The organism is Spirosoma taeanense, from assembly GCF_013127955.1.
GTDB lineage: Bacteria > Bacteroidota > Bacteroidia > Cytophagales > Spirosomataceae > Spirosoma > Spirosoma taeanense.
The window spans coordinates 2,124,041-2,143,408 of record NZ_CP053435.1 but is presented as its reverse complement, the minus strand read 5'-3'; the positions used below and the strand labels follow the sequence as shown (position 1 = coordinate 2,143,408).

Below are 19,368 nucleotides of genomic sequence, written 5' to 3'. Positions count from 1 at the left end.
GACGCGGTCCGGGTAAAACAGGAGGCCAACTTTGGGCAGTCACTCTAACAAAACTGCTCATGAAGCCACGTATTTCCTTCCTCCTGAACCCTGTTGGGACTCCCTCCAATCAACGTAAGTTTGCTCAGCACCTGGTCCTTTGCCTGCTGTCGGCCCTGTTTCTGGTAACCGGCTGTAAGAAAGATGTCGAAATTGAACCGACGCCCGTCAACAACACCCTGACTGCCAACGCGGGTGCCGACCAGGAAACGCAGGTTGGCCAGGTCGTTACGCTCGACGGCAGCAGCTCGAAAGACAGCGAGAACAAATCGTTTACGTTCCAGTGGGCCATCCTGCGCAAACCGGCCAAAAGCCAGGTTACGCTCGCTGGTGCCACCACCGCCAAACCAACGTTTACGCCCGATGAAGTTGGTGAGTATGAACTGGAGCTGACGGTTGCCAACGCGAACGGCAAGAGTACCGACAAGGTTCTGGTAACGGCTGCGGTTTCGCAACCCGTTACGATTAACCAGAACATCAGCGTCAGGACCGTTCTGACCGACCGCATTGCCAACCCTGAACTTCCCGACTACATCGTTGCCCGCAGCGTAGCCGTTACGGCCGAACTAACCATCAATCCGGGCGTTGTGATTGCCTTTGAGCGCGATACACGCATGGACATCAACGACAACGGCGGTATCATCATCGCGAAAGGCGAGCCCAACAAGCGCATCCGGTTCATGGGCGTCGAAAAAACGAAAGGCTACTGGGTTGGTATCATGGTATATTCGGGCAGCAACGCCAACGTATTCGAGAACATTGACGTCATGCATACGGGTAGCCGGTTCATGCTGAGTGGCATTAAGGCCGGTATGGGTCTGTTTGGCAGCAGCAAAGCGCAGATTGCGTTGAAAAACAGCGTATTCTCCGACAACGACGGCTATGGCCTATACGTACAGGAAGGATCGATTCTGCGCGAGTTTGCGACCAACACGTTCAGAAACCATACCGAAGCCGGTATCCTGATAGATGCTGTCAACGTTCCTAAACTCGACGTAACCTCTGTTTTCACCGGCAACAATGGTCGGAACGTGGTCGAAATTATGTCGTCGGTTGTTAAAGGCGGAAAAGATGACGAAATCGTCTGGAAAGGTTTCGCCGATAAAACGCCGTACCGCATGACAGGTATCCTGACGATCAACGCTGGCTGGAAACTTGAACCCGATGTTACGATCGAAATGGCCCGCGACGCCGAGATTCGCGTGGACAACAGCGCCTACCTGATTGCTAGAGGCACACCAACCGAAAAGATCACCATTACAGGTGTGTCGCGCACGCCGGGCTACTGGAGAGGTCTGATCAGCTACTCGACCAGTGCCCAGAACGTAATAGAGTACGCCGAGATCAGTAACGCAGGCAGTCTGGCGCTGGTGTCCGGCAAAAAGGCAAACATTGCGCTTTACGGCGCTAAATCGACCATGTCGATTAAAAACGCCAAAATCAGCGGCAGCGCCGGACACGGTATCTATGTTGGCTACGGCTCGGTCCTGAACAACGATGCTGCTACGGCCAACACCTTCGAAAACAACGGCGCAGCCAACGTAATGATTGATAAATAGACGACTCCCAGCTCCAAAAAGCAATCAGGGCCAACGTACAAATGTGCGTTGGCCCTGATGATTATTAGCAGCTTGCATACATAGATCCTCCAAAAGATAAAGCACTAATCTATCCTCTTATTTACAAGTTAGACTTATCAACATTTTGATTTTTAGGATTTCCTGAGAACGAACCGAGTTTTGTAATCGCTTTTTCTACTGCGCCTAGAGCTTTTATTAGTTCATTATGTTTATTACCAATAACAATGGGCGGGGTAGATTCTATACCTATTGTTAAATTCTCATTGTAATCATTCTGCAATAAATCGCAATAATTGATGTTCAGAGCTATATTATTTCCAAATGAATCCTCGGAATTATTGTACCTAGACACGTCAAAGAAGAATGGATTATTTTGATCAATCAAAGGTAGCTTGATAGGAAAGTCCTGTGCTCGTGGTTTCAAATATCTCGGCAGTGGGTCAAGTGATATAATCACATCGAATGCAGGGGCATTTGTAATGGCTACTATCCCAAGTTGTAATATATCTTCATCACTTGGTTTTAGTCTAAACGTATAAGACAGTTTAGGCTTTCCACTAAAACGCTTCGCACGTATTGCTTCAACTATGAAATGTTTAGCAGGAACAGTATGCGCACCAGCGCGAATGTAATAGCGCCCATCCATCATATGCGGGCCGATATGGCTTTCGGGCACCCCAATTATTAATACGGCCGCGTTCTCCTTGATAATACCACGTCCACGTGAATCTTCTATTAGCTTTATAGAATACTTGGGTGTTGGCTCAACTAACTGGTGAATCATAGCATCAACCCAGTCCTGCAAAGGCTGTCTACCAATCATTAAAGGAATTCCCCCGTCAGCATTTCCGGTATTCTCATCTACGCCAATGATAAAATAACCACCTCCAGAATTTGCAAAGCCCGATACTGCAGCCCCTAGCTTGGTTGCCAAAGAATCTTTATTAGCACCAACTTTACTTGATTTAAATTCAAAATAATCATTCTCTTTATTAGGAAGTTGATCAATAGTAGTGTGGTCAATATCAATTTTAATCATGATGTGCTTTTAGGACTATAGCAATAATTTCTATTATCCGACAATCTTACATTTTTTCAGAGCTTCCGTATTTTGATGTTGCGAAACCAGACGGTGCTGCCCCAGTCCTGCAAACCAATGCGACCCGAGAACTGGCCCTTGCTAATGGATGCGTTGTTGAGTTTGCTGGCAGCAAGGCGTCGTTTCCAGTCGGCACTGTTCAGATCGTGCTCCTGAATCGTAAAGCCGTTCATCGTGACGGTCAGCTTGTTGTTTTTGAGCGTAAACTGAACCTGATTCCACTCGCCTACCGGTTTCAGCTCCCGTACCCGCGCATTGGCAACGCTGAAAAAATCGCCGGCCCGGTGGGTATTCTCGCTGGCTCCTTCATAGATGGCATCGTCGAGCACCTGCAATTCCAGACCCGTATCGTAGATGTTCTTATACTGCGGAGCCTCCTGTACAAAAAAGAAAATGCCGCTGTTGGTCAGTCGGCCTACTTTCCACTCGGCCTTGAACTCAAAATCGCCGGAGAAGGTCGCGTCCGTAACCAGATCGCCCCCATTCACGGCTTTGTTGCCCACCCGATTTGGTACGTTCAGTTTCAACGCACCCTGATCGATCTGCCAGGCCGAGCCGACGCCCTTGCCGCCGTAGTATGCCAGCCAGTCGTATTCCGGCCATTAAACAGCAGTGTCCAGCCTTCTTTCTTCTCCTGTGCAGATAAAGTATTCAAGCCCTGCGCCTGTACAGATGTACAGGTGAGTGAAACCGCTAGGGCAACGGCAGCGAGTTTAACAAGCATAGTTTCAGGATGGGGTTATCATCCCTCAAAGGCAATGAGCAGCCGCGACTTACTGTATTGTTGCTTACGTGTAAAACGAAGAATAAAAACCGCCGGACGGAAATTGTCCGGCGGTTTTTACAAACCTGTAGGGCCTCAAAGACCTTACAGGTTTTTCTGCAGGTATATCAAACTGCGCCTGCTTTAATCTCATCCACGACGGCGGGATCGAGCAGGGTCGTGGTGTCGCCTAAGTTGCTGGTGTCGCCCTCGGCGATTTTGCGCAGGATTCGGCGCATGATCTTGCCGGAGCGGGTTTTCGGCAAACCTGTCACGAACTGGATTTTATCGGGCTTGGCGATAGGGCCAATTACCCGACTGACGGTCGCCAGGATGTCGCGCTTGGTGAGGTCGGCGTCGTGGTCGGCGGGCATCTGATCGGCAATGACGTAGGCGTAAATGCCCTGCCCTTTGATGTCGTGCGGATAACCGACAACAGCGCTCTCCACTACGCCCGTATGCATGTTGATAGCGTTTTCGACCTCAGCCGTACCAATGCGGTGGCCCGATACGTTCAGAACATCGTCCACGCGGCCCGTAATCCGGTAGTAGCCGTCCTCGTCGCGCAGGCAGCCATCGCCCGTAAAGTACAGCCCCGGATACGTAGCGAAATAGGTCTGACGGCAGCGCTCGTGATCGCCGTAGGTCGTGCGCAGAATCCCCGGCCACGGAAACTTCATGCACAGGTTGCCGCTCACCCCATTGCCTTCAATCTCGTTGCCGTTTTCGTCCACCAGAATCGGCTGAACGCCCGGCAGCGGTAGCGTCGCGTAGGTCGGTTTGGTTTTGGTAATGCCCGCCAGGGGTGAAATCAAAATCCCGCCCGTTTCAGTCTGCCACCACGTATCGACAATGGGGCAGCGGTTCTTGCCGATGTTGTCATCGTACCAGTGCCAGGCTTCTTCGTTGATTGGTTCACCCACCGACCCCAGCACCTGCAGACTGCTCAGGTCATGCTTTTCGACTTCGTCAAGGCCAAAGCCCATCAGCGACCGGATGGCCGTTGGGGCTGTGTAGAGGATGTTGACCTTATGTTTATCGGTAATGTCCCAGAACCGTCCGCAGTCCGGATAGGTCGGTACACCTTCGAAGATCAGGGACGTAGCCCCACAGGCCAGCGGACCGTACACAATATAGCTATGGCCCGTAATCCAGCCGATGTCGGCCGTGCAGAAATGCACTTGCCGACCCGTCGGACCGTCCGGTTCATATTGAAAGACGTTCTGGAAGGTATAGGCCGCGTAAACCATATAGCCTCCGCAGGTATGTACCACGCCCTTGGGCTTACCCGTTGAGCCGGACGTATAGAGAATGAACAGCATATCCTCGGCGTCCATCTCTTCGGCGGGGCAGTCGGCTGTAACCTGCTTCAGTTCCTGTTCCATCCACACATCGCGCCCTTTGAGCATGGACACCGGCGTGCGCGTGCGCGTCATCACAATCACCCGTTCAACGCTAGGGCAGCCCATCAGGGCATCGTCTACCACGCCTTTGAGCGGAATTTCTTTATTGCCCCGGTACGCGCCATCGGCCGTAATAACCAGCCTACACTTCGCGTCGTTAATTCGGTCGGCAATGCTCTGGGCCGAGAACCCGCCAAACACAACCGAGTGAACGGCACCGATACGGGCGCAGGCCAGCACCGCAATCGCCAGCTCAGGCACCATGGGCATATAAATACAAACCCGGTCGCCCTTCACAACGCCGTTCCGTTTCAGCACGTTGGCCATACGGCAGACCTGATCGTGCAGCATCCGGTACGTCAGCGTTACGCTCGCTTCCGAGGGGTCGTTGGGCTCCCAGATAATGGCAGGCTGGTCGCCACGGGTAGCCAGGTGCCGGTCAAGGCAGTTTTCCGTAATGTTGAGTTTACCGCCGATGAACCACTTTACGTTGGGTTCTTCAAAATTCCATTGCAGCGTTTTCGTCCAGGGTTTGCGCCAGAGAAACTCCTGCGCTATTTCTGCCCAGAAGCTTTCCGGATCGTCAACGCTTTTCTGGTAGGCAGCCTGGTATTCTTCAAAGGTTCGGATTAGCATATGTATTAACAGAATAAAAAATGGGCGAAAGAGTGAATGAGTGATAGAGCGAATCGGAATGCCGGAGCGAATGTGAACTAGCAGCTATTCGCTCATTCACTCTTTCGCTCTTTCACTATATTCTCCTTCAAGGGCATATTTGCCAAACAGGATTAAACCGCCGACTACGATGGGCACCAGCACCAGCAAGACGACCCAGCCAAACACGCGGTCTTCGAGCGAATTACTGCCGATTTTGGCCAGACTGTCGGTGATCCGGTCGTAGCCAACGTAAAGGCCAAGCAGAATCCAGATTACACCAAGGTATTTTTTAAGTGACGCCATTGGGTTAAAGAGTGAAAGGGCGAATGAGTGAAAGGGTGAATAAACCAAAGAATGGCAGAGCAGTTAACCGCTCGTTCACTCTTCTACTCGTTCACTCGTTGAATTTGTAACGTACAACAATCCAATAACCAGACATACGCCACCTACTAGAATCGGATACCAGAGTCCTTCCAGATAGGGTTTGTCTACGGTTCCCGGCGCAGCCTCATTGGCTTTAGTGGCTGTCGCGACGAGGGCCGTGGCAATAAACGGCGTTAAACCGCCAAAGACGCCATTGCCAATGTGATACGGCAGCGACATCGACGTATAGCGTATCCGGGTTGGGAACAGTTCCACCAGGAAAGCCGCAATCGGACCATATACCATCGTTACGTACAACACCTGCACAAACACCAGCAGGATCATCAGCAGCAGGTTGTTTGTCGGCAGCGTTACCGCTTTAGTTACCTCTGCGGGTGCGGGTTTCGCGGTTGCCTCCCCCCTAATTACCCGCTCCGTTTCTTTCAGCGTGGTTCCGTCCGCGTAAAAGTGCGTGGTCGTTGTGGTCGTGAGCCGGTCGCCGTTTGGTTGTGAGCTGAGCTTACGGTCGATGGTGCGGGCGTCAGTTATCTCCTGTTTCTGCGTCAGATCGGTCAGGCTGTACATCATATCGTAAATCGGGCGATACGTCAGAATCCCCAGCGCCATGCCCAGCAGCATGATCGGTTTGCGGCCAATCCGGTCCGACCACCCGCCGAACACAATGAAAAACGGCGTTGCCACCAGCAGCGCAATAGCAACAATAATGTTCGACTGCACAAACTCGACATTACAGGCTTTCTGGATAAACGACAGGGCGTAAAACTGGCCCGTGTACCAGATAACCCCCTGACCCGCCGTAGCGCCAAATAACGCCAGCAGCACCATCTTCAGGTTCTGCTTTTTGCCGAAGCTCTCCGCCAGCGGATTTTTCGAGACTTTTCCTTCGGTTTTCAGCTTTGCGAACAGGGGCGACTCGGCCATGCGCATCCGAATCAGAATGGAAACGGCTACCAGCAGAATCGATAGCAGAAACGGCACCCGCCAGCCCCAGTCCGCGAACGTATCAACACCCAGTGCCTCCCGCGTGAGCAGAATTACGCCCAGCGAGACAAACAGACCGAGCGTAGCCGTCGTCTGAATAAAACTGGTGTAATAGCCCCGGCGACCTTCCGGTGCGTATTCGGCTACGTAGGTAGCCGCTCCGCCGTATTCCCCGCCGAGGGCCAGTCCCTGCACTAACCGCAGCAGCAGCACCAGCAAAGGAGCCCAGAAACCAATAGTGGCGTAACCGGGCACCAGACCAATGGCAAACGTACTGCCGCCCATCAGTACGAGCGTGACCAGGAACGTATACTTCCGCCCGACCAGATCGCCCAGCCGCCCGAATACCAGCGCACCGAACGGTCGCACAATGAACCCGGCGGCAAAAGTAGCCAGTGTAGACAGCAGCGCAGCCGTGGGATTGTCTTTCGGGAAAAATTGCGAGGACAGAATAGCGGCCAGACTACCAAAAATGTAAAAGTCGTACCACTCAATTAGCGTCCCAACCGAGGAGGCCGAAATCACGCTGAACAACGTCCGCTTGTCAATGGCTTGCCTGGCTTTGGCTCTATTGCCGATCATATTCAGAGGGAGAAGGAATAAACAGTATTTGACAAAAGTGGTGGATGAGCCGTTTATACCATTGCGAAAGAGTGAAAGGGCGAAAGAGTGAATGAGCGATAGATGAATTTCACTCAAGCACTCATTTGCTCAATTGATCCTTCCTATTTCACTCATTAACTTATTCACTCTTTAAACATCTACGGCGACAGTCGCTCGATGATCCAGTTTGCGCCTTCCCGGCGGTATAGAATCCGGTCGTGCAGTCGGCTGGGGCGGCCCTGCCAGAATTCGACGGCATCGGGAATCACCCGATATCCACCCCAATGCTCCGGACGCGGCACGGGTTGTCCCGCAAACCGGGCTTCCAGTTCACGCTGCCGCGCTTCCAGCACCTCGCGGCTTTCGATTACCGAACTCTGGTGCGATACCCACGCGCCAATCTGGCTACCCCGCGGGCGGCTATTGAAATACGCATCCGATTCGGCCGCGCTAACCTTTTCAACCGCCCCTTCGATCCGAATCTGACGTTCAAGTTCGGGGTAGAAGAAGGTCAGAGCGGCAAACGGTCGTTCGGCAAGATCTTTCCCTTTGCGACTTTCATAATTTGTATAAAATACAAACCCCTCGCCGGAAACGCCTTTTACCAACACGATTCGCCCATCGGGCCGTCCATCGGCGCCAACCGTACTGACGTGCATCGCGTTCGGTTCGGGCACACCGGCAGCCAGCGCAGCCTCAAACCAGAGCCGGAACTGAGCAATGGGATCAGGTGAAACATCCGTTGTATCTAAACCGTTAAGCGTATACTCTTTGCGTAAATCACTGATTAACGAGGGCATTGGGATGGGTTGTTTGGCGGCTTTTCAACGCTGTACTACAACTAAATCCGCTTTTTGTCGTAATTTTGCAAAAGTAATCGGTACGTTCCCAACATGGCAAACGAAGAACAGGAAATTAACCGGCAATCGGAGGCTCCAACCCAGGCCACCGAGACGCTGGCAGTAAATACGCCCGAAGATACTCCGACGCAACCTCAAGATTCAGTCGAAGGCACGGAAGCTGCGCCTGAATTAACCGAGGTTTCGGCGACTGCATCGGCGGTCGAAGCGCCTGCTACGGCCGCTTCGACAACCGAAACGCAGCCCGAACGCGTTGATTTTGAGAATACAGAGGCTGTCCAGACCCCGGCAGACAGTGCTACCAACCCAGCTGACGAAGCTGCTCCGGAACCCATCGCCGAGACGACGACGGAGGAGCAACCCGTTGCCCAAACGAATTCTGAGGCAGAACCCGCTGCCGAAGCAGTTGCAACGTCCGATGCAACGGTACCAGCCGACGAACCGGCTGTCGCTGATGAAATCACGGCCCAGTACGCCGACGTTCAGGAGCATGACGAAACCGAAGAGGAAGCCCCGGCTCAGCCCGCTGCTGATTACAGCCAGTTTTCCAGGCAGGATTTCATCAATCTTCTGGAAACGCAGTTCGCTACGGTTAGTGCAGCTTCAGTAACGCCCGGCGACTTCAAGAAGGCGGATCAGCTTCTGAAGGAAGTTAAGCCGCACTTCGATCAGATGAAGCGGGCCGAGCGCGAAGCCGCTCTCCAGGCTTACATTGCCGAGTCGGGTTCGGAAGAAGGGTTTGAATACAAAAACGACGAAACCGTTCAGCGCTTTGACGATCTGTACAAGCAGATCAAGAGCCTGAAGAATACGTACTTCCAGAATCTGGACAAGGCGAAAGACGGCAACTTTGCCGCCAAAACCGAGTTGCTGACCCGCCTGCGCGAACTTGTCGAAACCGACGAAAACAACGCCGGCGACCCCAAAGCCAGCTGGAACGAGTTCAAGAAAATCCAGGACGAATGGAAAGCGGCCGGGAATATGAACTCACCGCACAACGCCACGCTCTGGGCCACCTACCACGCGCTGGTGGATCGGTACTACAGTAACCGCAACATTTATTTCGAACTGAAAGAACTCGACCGTAAACGCAACGCCAGCCTGAAAGCAGAGGTGATCGAGAAGGTCGAAGCAATGGCAAAAGCGTCGGAAGAAACGCCCGTTACCCGGCAGACAATCGACGAAGCCAACGCCCTGTTCGAAGAGTACAAACACATCGGTCCGGCTCCCAAAGCTGAGCAGGAAGTTCTCTGGGGTCGCATGAAGGCCGCCTTGGATGTTCTGTACGACAAACGCCGGGGACAGACCAATGAGCAGCGTAAAGAGTCGGCGCAGTTGTATGAGGAAAAGTCGGCGATCTACGAAGAGCTGGTACCGCTGACCTCCTTTACGTCGAACAGCATTAACGACTGGAACGACAGAACGAAAACGGTAATGGCTCTCCAGGACCGCTGGAACGCCATCAAAGGCCCGATGCCACGCGAGGAAGGAAAGGAACTGAGCAAAAAGTTTTGGGCGGCTCTGAAAACGTTCTTCCATAACAAAGGTGAGTTCTTTAAGCAACTGGAAACGAAGCGGGAAGAAAACCTGCGGCTGAAGACCGAACTCTGCGAGCAGGTGGAAGCCATTCTGGCCTCGGGTGAAGAATCACCCGAAACGACCCAGACGGTGATTGAGCTGCAGCGCCAGTGGAAAAACATCGGTCAGGTTCCGGAGAAACAGAAAAACTCCATCTTTGATCGCTTCAAAGCTGCCTGCGACGCTTTCTTCAACAAGAAGCGGTCGAAGAATCAGGAAACAGAACGCGAGTTTGAAGAGAACCTGGCTAAGAAGATTGCCCTCATCGAACGTATTGAAGCAGCCGCTACCGAAAACGCCGATCTTTCGCAACTCAACGAGTTCAAGAAAGAATGGAACAGTATCGGGTTCGTGCCCAAGAAAGATATGCAGGCTACGCAGAAGCGTTACATCAACGCGGTGAACGCGCTGGTTGGCGCAACGGGCAAAATTCCGGCGAAAGATAAAGAGCGCATCATGCTCCAGAGCGAAGCCGAAGCAACGCGGGGCGGTGGCCGCGACCGCGGGGGCGACTACAACCGGGGTGATCGGGACGCCGGTGGCGGCAAGCGCGAAAACGACATCCGTCGGCGCATTACGGCTATCGAAAACGACATCGCTACGTATCGCAACAACATCGAGTTCTTCGCCCGTTCAAAGAACGCCGATAAACTCCGTGCGGAAATCGACCGGAAAATCGCCGATGCCGAAAAACAACTGGACGATTTACGTCATCAGCTGAAAGTCGCACAGGCTTAACGAGTTATCCTTTCTAAGCAGCGGTGCCTTGATTTTTCGGTCAGGCACCGCTGCTTTTTTTGCTGGGTATGCTTGCACTGAACGCCGGAAAGCTCTACTTTTGCACCACGATTCGGTAACGGATTGTGGGATCGCCAGTGTCGGATAGTGGTCGATTCCGCCTGATTTGTAATCAGGATGCGCAAGCGCGTCGGGGGTTCGAATCCCTCCACTGGCTCAGTTAAATCAAGCACTTACGCTAAAAACGTAAGTGCTTTTTTGTTAAGGGGCAACATATTTTGTCATTCCAAAAAGTTAAATTATTAATCATAACGCTTTCCTATGACTTCCCACGTGTTTGACATACAGCCTTTCGAATTGCATCAATTGCTTGCTCTTTATCCTAATCTTGGAAAAAACAGTGATGTTGGTAAGATTGCAGTTAAGGTAGTCGAGAAATACTTTTCGTCTTTAGACCCAAATGCAACATTTACTTTCAATAAGAAGGGTATAGACGTTACAGTTTGTTATCTATCTGGTACTGAATGTTTTGAGGTCAAAGGTACAGTAGACCAAGATATTGCTTGGTCAAAGTTGAAAGTGTCAAGTCGTCAGTGCTATGATAAATTAGTAAATGGAATGGGATTAATAAGGGTTACGGGTATAGGACAACTTAGAATGAAACTGCACTTCTTGAAGTATGGTGAAGATTTCAAGTTAATACCGGAACCTCGTTGGTCTGTTGTAAAAATTCGTTAGAATCATCCTAAATGGCTCGCATACTTATCATTTATAAGTTTTGATATGTAGTTTTAAGAGAGCTCGATTTACTAATTCATAACGAGGCCGGAACTGGCTAATAGTAGCCTTTTATTAGTCCGGTTTATAGTCTGTACTTTACTTCTACTGAGTAAGCCGGATTCGTCATTCGGCAGCCTAAAACGGGCATTCGATACCATTCGTTTCTTCCTGTTCAATCGTTCGGAGCAATTTTGTCTTTGTCAGATAAGTATAGCGCCCCAAAAAGAATCTCTCTACTAATCAGAAGAATAGCGTAAAGCCAATAAGGTTTGAACTTAAGCTATCTAGCTGCTTTTATAAAAATACGCCTGAATGATGTGAAATTCTTTAGATTTAAGAGATATACCTACGCAGACGAATATGAACGAGATCAAAAAAGAAGACATCAAGCAGGAAGTGTTTGACCTCTACGATGACTATGCGCACAACCGCATTGACCGGCGCGATTTTGTGCAGCAGCTATCGACCTATGCCGTAGGCGGTCTGACGGTGGCCTCGCTGATGAGTTTTCTCATGCCCGATTACAAGGGTGCCATTCAGATCAAAGCCGATGACCCGCGCTTAAAATCGGACTACGTCAACTATCCGTCGCCCAAAGGGGGCGGAACCATCAAGGCGTTGCTGTCAAAGCCTGCCGATGCGAAAAAGCCACTCGGCGGCATTATCGTCGTTCATGAAAACCGGGGCCTGAATCCGCACATTGCCGATGTGGCCCGCAGAGCCGCCTTGGCCGGTTTTATTTCAATTGCGCCGGATGCCTTAACGCCCCTGGGCGGTTATCCGGGTAATGACGACCAGGGCCGTGAACTGCAAAGCAAACGGAACCGGGATGAAATGCTGGAAGATTTTATTGCGGCTTATGATTACCTGAAAAGCAACAAGGACTGCAACGGTAAAATTGGAGTTGTTGGATTCTGTTTCGGTGGTTGGATTGCCAACATGATGGCCGTCCGCATCCCCGGCCTGGCAGCGGCTGTTCCGTTTTACGGTGGTCAGCCGTCGGCCGAAGACGCGGCTAAGATCAAGGCTCCCCTCCTCCTGCACTATGGCGCGCTGGATACGCGGGTGAATGAAGGCTGGCCGGCCTATGAAGCCGCCTTAAAAGCAAATAATAAAGAATACACGGCCTATACGTACCCCAATGCCAACCACGGTTTTCATAACGACACGACTCCTCGTTATGATAAAGCCGCTGCCGAACTGGCCTGGAAACGTACCATTGACTTTTTCAACGCGAAGTTGACGTAACGATCGGGCGTCGCCGGAATAACTTTACCCTATCTATTTCAAGCATACCGTTTGTCGCTGACACGGTATTTACTGTTCTTAAACCGTTAACTAAGTTCAACTCATGAGACCATCGAGACGTAATTTTTTACAGTCGCTGGGCGTTGGCGCGGCCAGTCTGGGTATAGCGCATGAATCCGTAGGGATGCCTTCAACCCCGCCCAAAGCCGTAAAACCGACCACCGACGAACAAGTCCTGTTTGTCGGCGACAATATTGCAATCGCCAACACCGAATACGGAAAAGTCAGGGGGTTTATCCTGCGCGGCATTCATCAGTTTTTAGGCATACCATACGGGGCCGACACCTCTGGTAAGAATCGGTTTATGCCGCCCCAGAAGCCCACGCCCTGGACCGATGTTCGTCCCGCACTGTGGTGGGGCAACTCGGCTCCCCAGATCATGGAGAAACGCTATGCCAATCCCTATGCCTCGTTTGTCGACCACTGGAACTATGACGATGTTTCGGAAGACTGCCTGAAACTGAACGTCTGGACACCGGCACTGGACACTCAGAAACGGCCGGTGGTGGTCTGGCTCCACGGCGGTGGATTCGTGAATGGCAACGGGATTGAGCAGGATGGGTATCATGGCGAAAACCTGTCCCGACTGGGTAATGTCGTTTTCTGTTCGCTCAATCACCGGCTTGGTGCCCTGGGCTATACCCATCTGAAAGCGGCTGGCGGACATCCGGCCTCCGGCAACGTAGGGAACCTCGACATGGTTGCCGCCCTCGAATGGGTCAAAAACAACATTGCCAGCTTTGGCGGAGACCCCAACAACGTAACCATCATCGGTCAGTCGGGCGGAGGAGCCAAAGTGACCACCCTGATGAATATGCCCTCCGCGAAAGGGCTATTTCATAAGGCGGTGGCCCTGAGCGGTAGTTCGCTGGCGGGCGTAAACAAAGAGTACGCCGAAAAACTTGGCCTGAAAGTAATGGAAGAGGCTGGCCTGAAGCCCGGTGAAGTTGATAAGCTGCAGCAGATTCCCTGGCGTCAGTACATCGACATTGCCAACCGGGCCGGCGAAAAAATGGCCGATGAAGCGAAACGGCTCAATCTCCAGCGCGGGGGCTACTCGCCGGTAGCTGATGGAGTTGCGCTGAACGAGGGCGTGTTCTTCAGCGATCCCCAGCATTTCTCGGCCGACATCCCGCTGCTGATCTGCTCCACCTTCCATGAGCAAAGCCCCAGCCGGACCGACGCGAAGCTGGAAAGCATTACGCTGGCCGAAGTAAAAGAAAAGGTCAAACCCCGATTTGGCGACAGAGCAGGCGAAATTGTCGATGCCTACGCCCAGAATTTCCCGAAGGCCCGCCCTATCGAAATCTGGGCGCTGGTGATGTCGAACCGGAAGAATGCCATTGCAGCCGCCGATGCCAAGGTTGCGCAGCAAAAGGCACCCGTTTACGTGGCCTGGTTTGGCTGGCAGCCGCCCCTGTTTGATGGCCGGATGCGGGCCTTCCACTGCGATGACATCTGCTTCTGGTTCTACAATACCGATCTGATGCTGACGCATACGGGTGGCGGCAAACGGCCCAGAGCCCTGTCGGAGAAGATGGCCAGATCCTTTATCAATTTCGTCAAAACCGGCAATCCGAACGGGGGCGGTTTACCTACCTGGAAACCGTATACGTCCCAGAATGGGGAAACCATGGTGCTGGATGACACCTCCATGCTGGTGAATGACCCCGATCGTCAGGCTCGCAAATCCCTGGCCTAACACTCCGCGTATTCAGTACACTCGAATTGGTATTTCGACAGAAGAAGCAACCCCCTGTGCGGTTGCTTCTTCTGTTTGAAGAGGTTGGCATAGTATCCGTTTGTGTTGACTATGTATCCGGCAGCGCAGCAACATACCAGCCGGCCTCCCCGATGCTCCTTTATTCGCCCGGCAGGCAGAACAGTTCCAGCACAGTCTGGTTAGCTTAAGGGAACGCCGGTTGTCAGATACCATTCCGGAGATCGACACCATGGCTGTTAACCTGTATGAAATATCAACCCATCGAAAACTACGGTATCATTGGTGATCTGAACACAGTAGCGCTGGTCGGCCTTCATGGCTCCATTGACTTTCTGTGTTTTCCCATGTTCGACTCCCCTTCAGTTTTTTCGGCTTTACTGGATGCCGACAAGGGCGGGTTTTTCCGCATCTATCCGGTTCATGAGGGGGTTAATAATCTGCCCCACAACAAGCAGCTTTATCTGCCAGACACGAACGTACTGCTCACCCGTTTTTTGTCGGTTGACGGCGTCGGAGAGATTACCGATTTTATGCCTGTCGAAGACCTGTATCCGGGTCATGCTCTGATTCGGCGCGTAACGACGATACGCGGAAAGCTAACGTACCGCATGGAGTGCAACCCCCGTTTCAACTACGCCCGAAGCACCCACCGCGTAGAACAGCATGACGAAGCGATTCTGTTTCGAAGCGACGGCCCGGATGCTACCGTGCTCCGCCTGGTCAGCAATGTGCCGCTCACCATCCAGGAAGGCGATGCATATGCCGAATTTACGTTAGACAGTGGTCAGCAGGCCGATTTTACGCTCGAACTGGATACCCAGACCAACAGCCCGCAGCATGACCTCTCCGCGTTTGTGACCACCCGCTTTCAGGAAACGGTCAATTTCTGGAAGTCATGGATTGACCAGTCATCGTACCGGGGTCGCTGGATGGAGGTTGTTCATCGCTCCGCCTTAGTCTTGAAACTGCTAACGTCCAGCCGATATGGGGCACCCGTTGCGGCTCCGACGTTCAGCCTGCCCGAAGCAATCGGCGGCAGCCGGAACTGGGACTATCGCTATACCTGGATACGGGATGCGTCCTTTACAGTTTATACGCTGCTTCGGCTGGGGTACGAAAAAGAAGCCGGCCAGTTTATGAATTGGGTCGAAAAGCAGTGTGGTGATATTGGGCAGGCGGGCCTGCTGCGGCTGATGTATACTCTGGATGGCCATAAAGAGCTTGAAGAAGTTGAACTGGAGCATCTGGAAGGTTATAAGGGCTCCTCACCCGTTCGAATTGGCAATGCAGCCTCTAAACAGGTGCAGCTGGACATCTACGGCGAACTGCTCGATGCCGTATACCAGTACGATAAATTTGGCGAACGCATCTCCTATGACTTCTGGCAGGATTTGTGCAAACAGGTAGAGTGGGTTTGCGACAACTGGCAATGGGCCGACCAGGGTATCTGGGAGGTTCGGGGAGGCCAGCGGGAGTTTCTGTACTCCCGACTGATGTGCTGGGTGGCCATTGACCGGGCGCTGAAGATAGGCAGCCACCATTCCTATCCGCTGCCGGAGCGGTGGACTCAGCAGCGTGACAGGATTTTCCATACTATCCATCAGGATTTCTGGAGCGACAAGCTTCAGTCTTTTGTCCAATATAAAGGGGCCGAGACCGTGGATGCCGCTACGCTCCTGATGCCACTGGTCAAGTTTATTAGCCCTAAAGATCCCCGCTGGCTATCCACGCTGCGGCAGATTGAAGAAGTGTTAGTATCCGATTCGCTGGTGTACCGCTACCGGCCCGACGAAAGTCTGGAGGGGCTTACGGGCAGCGAGGGGACGTTTGCCATGTGTACGTTCTGGTACGTCGAATGCCTCTCCCGTTCAGGTCAGCTGCACAAAGCCCGCTTATTCTTCGAGAAAATGCTGGGGTATGCCAATCACCTGGGTTTGTATGCTGAACAGCTCGGGCTTTGTGGCGAACATCTGGGAAACTTTCCGCAGGCGTTTACGCACCTGGGGCTGATCAGCGCGGCTTTGAACCTGAACGACCAATTGGATAACGAACGCAACAAACAGAGTGAGTAACCAGTTATGGCCGATTACACAGGGACCGCCCGCTCCGGATAGCCATCGGTTTTGCGGGCTATATGGCTCATATCAACCCTTCAACGAATAGTAACCTATGAAACTCGACAAGATTATTGACAAAGTCAAACACGAGCTTAACGTCCTGAAGGGCGACGAGACGAAAGACAAAACGTTCTCCAGTGAGCATACGTTTTCCGATGAAGCAGCAGCGTCGGAGGCCTTTAAGCAATCGGTCGAGAAATTATTCAACGTAAATGCCTGGTCGAATCTGCCCGGTTTGAATTCGCAGTTTCAGCTTTTCGATTCAACCGGACAACCCAAGTCGGCCGAAGAACCGCTGATAGGCGATTATATCCGGATCGACCTGCCCGGCCCTACGCCCGAGAACTGGGTCCGGGTCATTAACCGCCAGACTGACGGAACAATGGCCGAATTTACCGTAATGCCCAGCACCGACCCGATGGAGAAAGGCGAACTTGTGCAGGGAGAAACTGAACATTTCTTTAGAGAAGAAGCCCGTAGTACATTCCGGGTAGAGCAGCATGGAAACCGAATTGTAGCCCTGGAAATTGGTCAGAATGAGCGGATCAACAATCAGGATTCGGAAGCCGGTAACCGCGCCATCGCGAACACGGTAATCGCTGAAGTTGGCTGGGCTTTCTTTCAGAAATTACAGTGGAAAAAACTAACCGAGTACCTCGTTCATTTGTAGCGACGGTGACACTTACCAGGCTACCTTCGCCTAAACCGGCTTATCTAGGATAACTGGCTCAGTTACTGTTTGGCAAGTCTGGCTACTTCTTCACGCAGGAGCCGGATTTCTGCTTTCAGTTCCTCCAGAGCCTGCGCTCCGGCCACTTCGCCGTCTTTACTTTCGGCATCGCGCCCGATAAAGAATGTTGCCAGTGTGGCGGTTACGTAGCCAAATACGGCAAACGCATACAGGGCAATTAAAAAGCACAAAGCACGGCCCTCGGGCGTTTTGGGCCAGTACTCCGACCCCATGGTGGTCATTAGCATGGCCGTCCACCATAAACTTTCACCGTAGCTGTTCAGGGCGGTTCCGTCCGGGGCTTCTCGCTCAAACGCATACATGCCGGCCGCTCCGGCAAACGTTATGAGCAACGTCAGCAAAACAATATACCCGAAACCCCGCCGGTGCATGGTGGACCCAAGCGCCCGCATCCCTCTATTGATGGAGCTTAGTACCTTAACCAGCCGGAAGCCGCGCGTTACCTGAAGGAGACGGAACACGCGGGCAATTCGCAATACGCGCAGGGCCGGTATGATCAGTGATAATACAGTAAGCCAATTTTGTTCGAGGAACCTGACTTTATGGGGCGCCAGGACTAGCTGCAACAGAAAGCTGAGAATAAAGATAATCCAGATAACGGTAGCCAGCTTTTCAAGGGCGTGGGTCAATTCATAAGCCAGTTCCTGAATCAGTAAACCCAGCCAGACAAAGCCCAGCAGAACCATGGGGGTTTCCAGCCAGCGATTTAACCGGCGGAGTAAGGCATACCGCTCCTGTTTCAGCGCCCGGTGGTCAGGCGAATCTTTTGTTGCCATAGGGTTTCCATTGCTATCCTGAATCAACCCCTCACCGGATGCGGTTGTTTCCCAAACCCTGATCCGCGCGAATGCTACTAGCTGGATAAAACAGAGTAACGTTCTGATCTCTTTACGCTAACCGGCTCTGGTTAGCGTCCAATGGCAGGGGTCACAGCCCGGATAATATGGCGGCCCATCCAAAGAAACGTAGCCAGCCAGGCCGCCAGCGAAATATATAGGAAAACGCCCGCGATACTTTTCAGGTAAGGAATTGTCATAACCTCGGCCAGACGCCAGCTACATACCGAATACATACCCATGCAGAAAACAAAGGCCCAGTACTGCGGATGATACGTCAGCGTAACTTTTTTGACAACATACCGCCAGATACTGAGCACAGCGAGCAGGGGAATCCAGCCTGTACTGGTAGCCCAGGCAAGCAGGCTCATCCCGGTTAACACCGACCGAAACTCCAGGAACAGCCCCGTTGTACTCAATTTTTGAATTAACGTAACGCCAGAAAGCGTGCTAATCGCTGCGGCACCCATCACAATCCAGTAAGGTGGCTTAAATTCCTCTGCACTGACCGGTAAAAAAGCCAGCCGGTAAACGATCAGCGTAACGAGAATCAGGTAGAGAACGAGCCCCAGGAGGTAGGCCGAGAGGGCAAAAAACAGGGTAATATCCGCCGAAAAGATCAGATGTGAAGTCAGGATAACTCCCAGTATGGCCAGCGATTGCGTAGCGACAACCAGGAGCAGCCAAACGCCACTAATGCTTTTTTCGACGGGCGGCTTTTCTGTTTGCGTAATAACAAGCGTTAAAAAGGAATAGAACAGGAGCAGCCATAACACCAAGGCAACTAGCCAGAGAAGGGTTGCTGGCAGATAGTTTTGCTTAACCAGGCCATACTGGGTTCCCAGAATACAGGAACCCGCCACGACGGTGAAAAACCCCGCTCCTTTTTCATAAGAAGCCAGATCAGCCCTTAGAGCCGGAAAATAGCCAACGAGCCGAATGCTCAGCAGGATGATTAGTACCCCATATTCCACGTTGTTCATCTAGAACAACACACTGCTGATCAGCGACAGATGGCACAGATGCGCCCCGGTCGACACAATACCCGTAGCCATGACCAGCGCAAAGTAGGCAGGATACAGCGTCTGAATCCCCGCTTTTATCTTGGAGCTAAACTTCATGATCATAAAGTACAGCTCTGCTGTGAATTTCAGTAGAGCGTAAACCG

15 protein-coding genes, 1 tRNA gene and 1 pseudogene are annotated in these 19,368 nt (G+C 52.2%); 8 read left to right on the top strand and 9 right to left on the bottom strand.

Annotated elements, in window-relative coordinates; genetic code table 11:
• The first annotated feature begins 59 nt into the window (after positions 1-59).
• Complete coding sequence (locus HNV11_RS09065) at positions 60-1,598, top strand: PKD domain-containing protein (RefSeq protein ID WP_240163877.1); 1,539 nt, start codon at positions 60-62, stop codon at positions 1,596-1,598.
• Between the two features lie 121 nt (positions 1,599-1,719).
• On the opposite strand, the gene HNV11_RS09060 is transcribed toward HNV11_RS09065, so the two are convergent.
• From HNV11_RS09060 to pdxH, 6 genes and pseudogenes are all read right to left on the bottom strand, one after another.
• Positions 1,720-2,658, bottom strand: a complete 939-nt coding sequence (locus tag HNV11_RS09060) for an AlbA family DNA-binding domain-containing protein (RefSeq protein WP_171739354.1) — start codon at positions 2,656-2,658, stop codon at positions 1,720-1,722.
• Positions 2,659-2,714: 56 nt separating this feature from the next.
• Positions 2,715-3,442, bottom strand: a pseudogene (locus HNV11_RS09055) (3-keto-disaccharide hydrolase).
• Between the two features lie 167 nt (positions 3,443-3,609).
• Complete coding sequence (gene acs, locus HNV11_RS09050) at positions 3,610-5,520, bottom strand: acetate--CoA ligase (protein WP_171739353.1); 1,911 nt, start codon at positions 5,518-5,520, stop codon at positions 3,610-3,612.
• Positions 5,521-5,616: 96 nt separating this feature from the next.
• Positions 5,617-5,844, bottom strand: a complete 228-nt coding sequence (locus tag HNV11_RS09045; RefSeq protein ID WP_171739352.1) for a DUF6814 family protein — start codon at positions 5,842-5,844, stop codon at positions 5,617-5,619.
• A gap of 75 nt (positions 5,845-5,919) precedes the next feature.
• The gene (locus HNV11_RS09040; protein ID WP_171739351.1) at positions 5,920-7,488 is read right to left on the bottom strand and encodes an MFS transporter; all 1,569 of its coding nucleotides are present in this window, start codon (positions 7,486-7,488) and stop codon (positions 5,920-5,922) included.
• A gap of 179 nt (positions 7,489-7,667) precedes the next feature.
• Positions 7,668-8,309, bottom strand: a complete 642-nt coding sequence (gene pdxH / locus HNV11_RS09035) for a pyridoxamine 5'-phosphate oxidase (RefSeq protein ID WP_171739350.1) — start codon at positions 8,307-8,309, stop codon at positions 7,668-7,670.
• Between the two features lie 93 nt (positions 8,310-8,402).
• On the opposite strand from pdxH, the gene HNV11_RS09030 reads away from it, so the two are divergent.
• The 7 genes from HNV11_RS09030 to HNV11_RS09000 all read left to right on the top strand — a co-directional run bounded on the left by HNV11_RS09030 (position 8,403) and on the right by HNV11_RS09000 (position 17,283).
• The gene (locus tag HNV11_RS09030) at positions 8,403-10,685 is read left to right on the top strand and encodes a DUF349 domain-containing protein (protein ID WP_171739349.1); all 2,283 of its coding nucleotides are present in this window, start codon (positions 8,403-8,405) and stop codon (positions 10,683-10,685) included.
• 133 nt (positions 10,686-10,818) lie between these two features.
• Positions 10,819-10,902 (top strand) — tRNA-Thr (locus HNV11_RS09025).
• Between the two features lie 104 nt (positions 10,903-11,006).
• Positions 11,007-11,423, top strand: a complete 417-nt coding sequence (locus HNV11_RS09020; RefSeq protein WP_171739348.1) for a hypothetical protein — start codon at positions 11,007-11,009, stop codon at positions 11,421-11,423.
• A 402-nt stretch (positions 11,424-11,825) separates the two neighbouring features.
• Positions 11,826-12,713, top strand: coding sequence for a dienelactone hydrolase family protein (locus HNV11_RS09015; RefSeq protein ID WP_171739347.1), 888 nt, complete (start codon positions 11,826-11,828; stop codon positions 12,711-12,713).
• A 103-nt stretch (positions 12,714-12,816) separates the two neighbouring features.
• The gene (locus tag HNV11_RS09010; RefSeq protein ID WP_171739346.1) at positions 12,817-14,475 is read left to right on the top strand and encodes a carboxylesterase/lipase family protein; all 1,659 of its coding nucleotides are present in this window, start codon (positions 12,817-12,819) and stop codon (positions 14,473-14,475) included.
• 266 nt (positions 14,476-14,741) lie between these two features.
• Positions 14,742-16,568, top strand: coding sequence for a glycoside hydrolase family 15 protein (locus tag HNV11_RS09005; protein WP_171739345.1), 1,827 nt, complete (start codon positions 14,742-14,744; stop codon positions 16,566-16,568).
• 97 nt (positions 16,569-16,665) lie between these two features.
• Entirely contained in the window at positions 16,666-17,283 is a 618-nt protein-coding gene (locus tag HNV11_RS09000) for a hypothetical protein (RefSeq protein ID WP_171739344.1), read from the top strand.
• Between the two features lie 62 nt (positions 17,284-17,345).
• Here the strand turns inward: HNV11_RS09000 and HNV11_RS08995 are convergent, their stop codons facing one another.
• The 3 genes from HNV11_RS08995 to HNV11_RS23915 form a co-directional block, all read right to left on the bottom strand.
• Positions 17,346-18,140, bottom strand: coding sequence for an ion transporter (locus HNV11_RS08995; RefSeq protein WP_171739343.1), 795 nt, complete (start codon positions 18,138-18,140; stop codon positions 17,346-17,348).
• A 131-nt stretch (positions 18,141-18,271) separates the two neighbouring features.
• Complete coding sequence (locus tag HNV11_RS08990; RefSeq protein WP_240163876.1) at positions 18,272-19,183, bottom strand: tellurite resistance/C4-dicarboxylate transporter family protein; 912 nt, start codon at positions 19,181-19,183, stop codon at positions 18,272-18,274.
• Complete coding sequence (locus HNV11_RS23915; protein ID WP_240163875.1) at positions 19,184-19,321, bottom strand: hypothetical protein; 138 nt, start codon at positions 19,319-19,321, stop codon at positions 19,184-19,186.
• Positions 19,322-19,368: the final 47 nt, after the last annotated feature.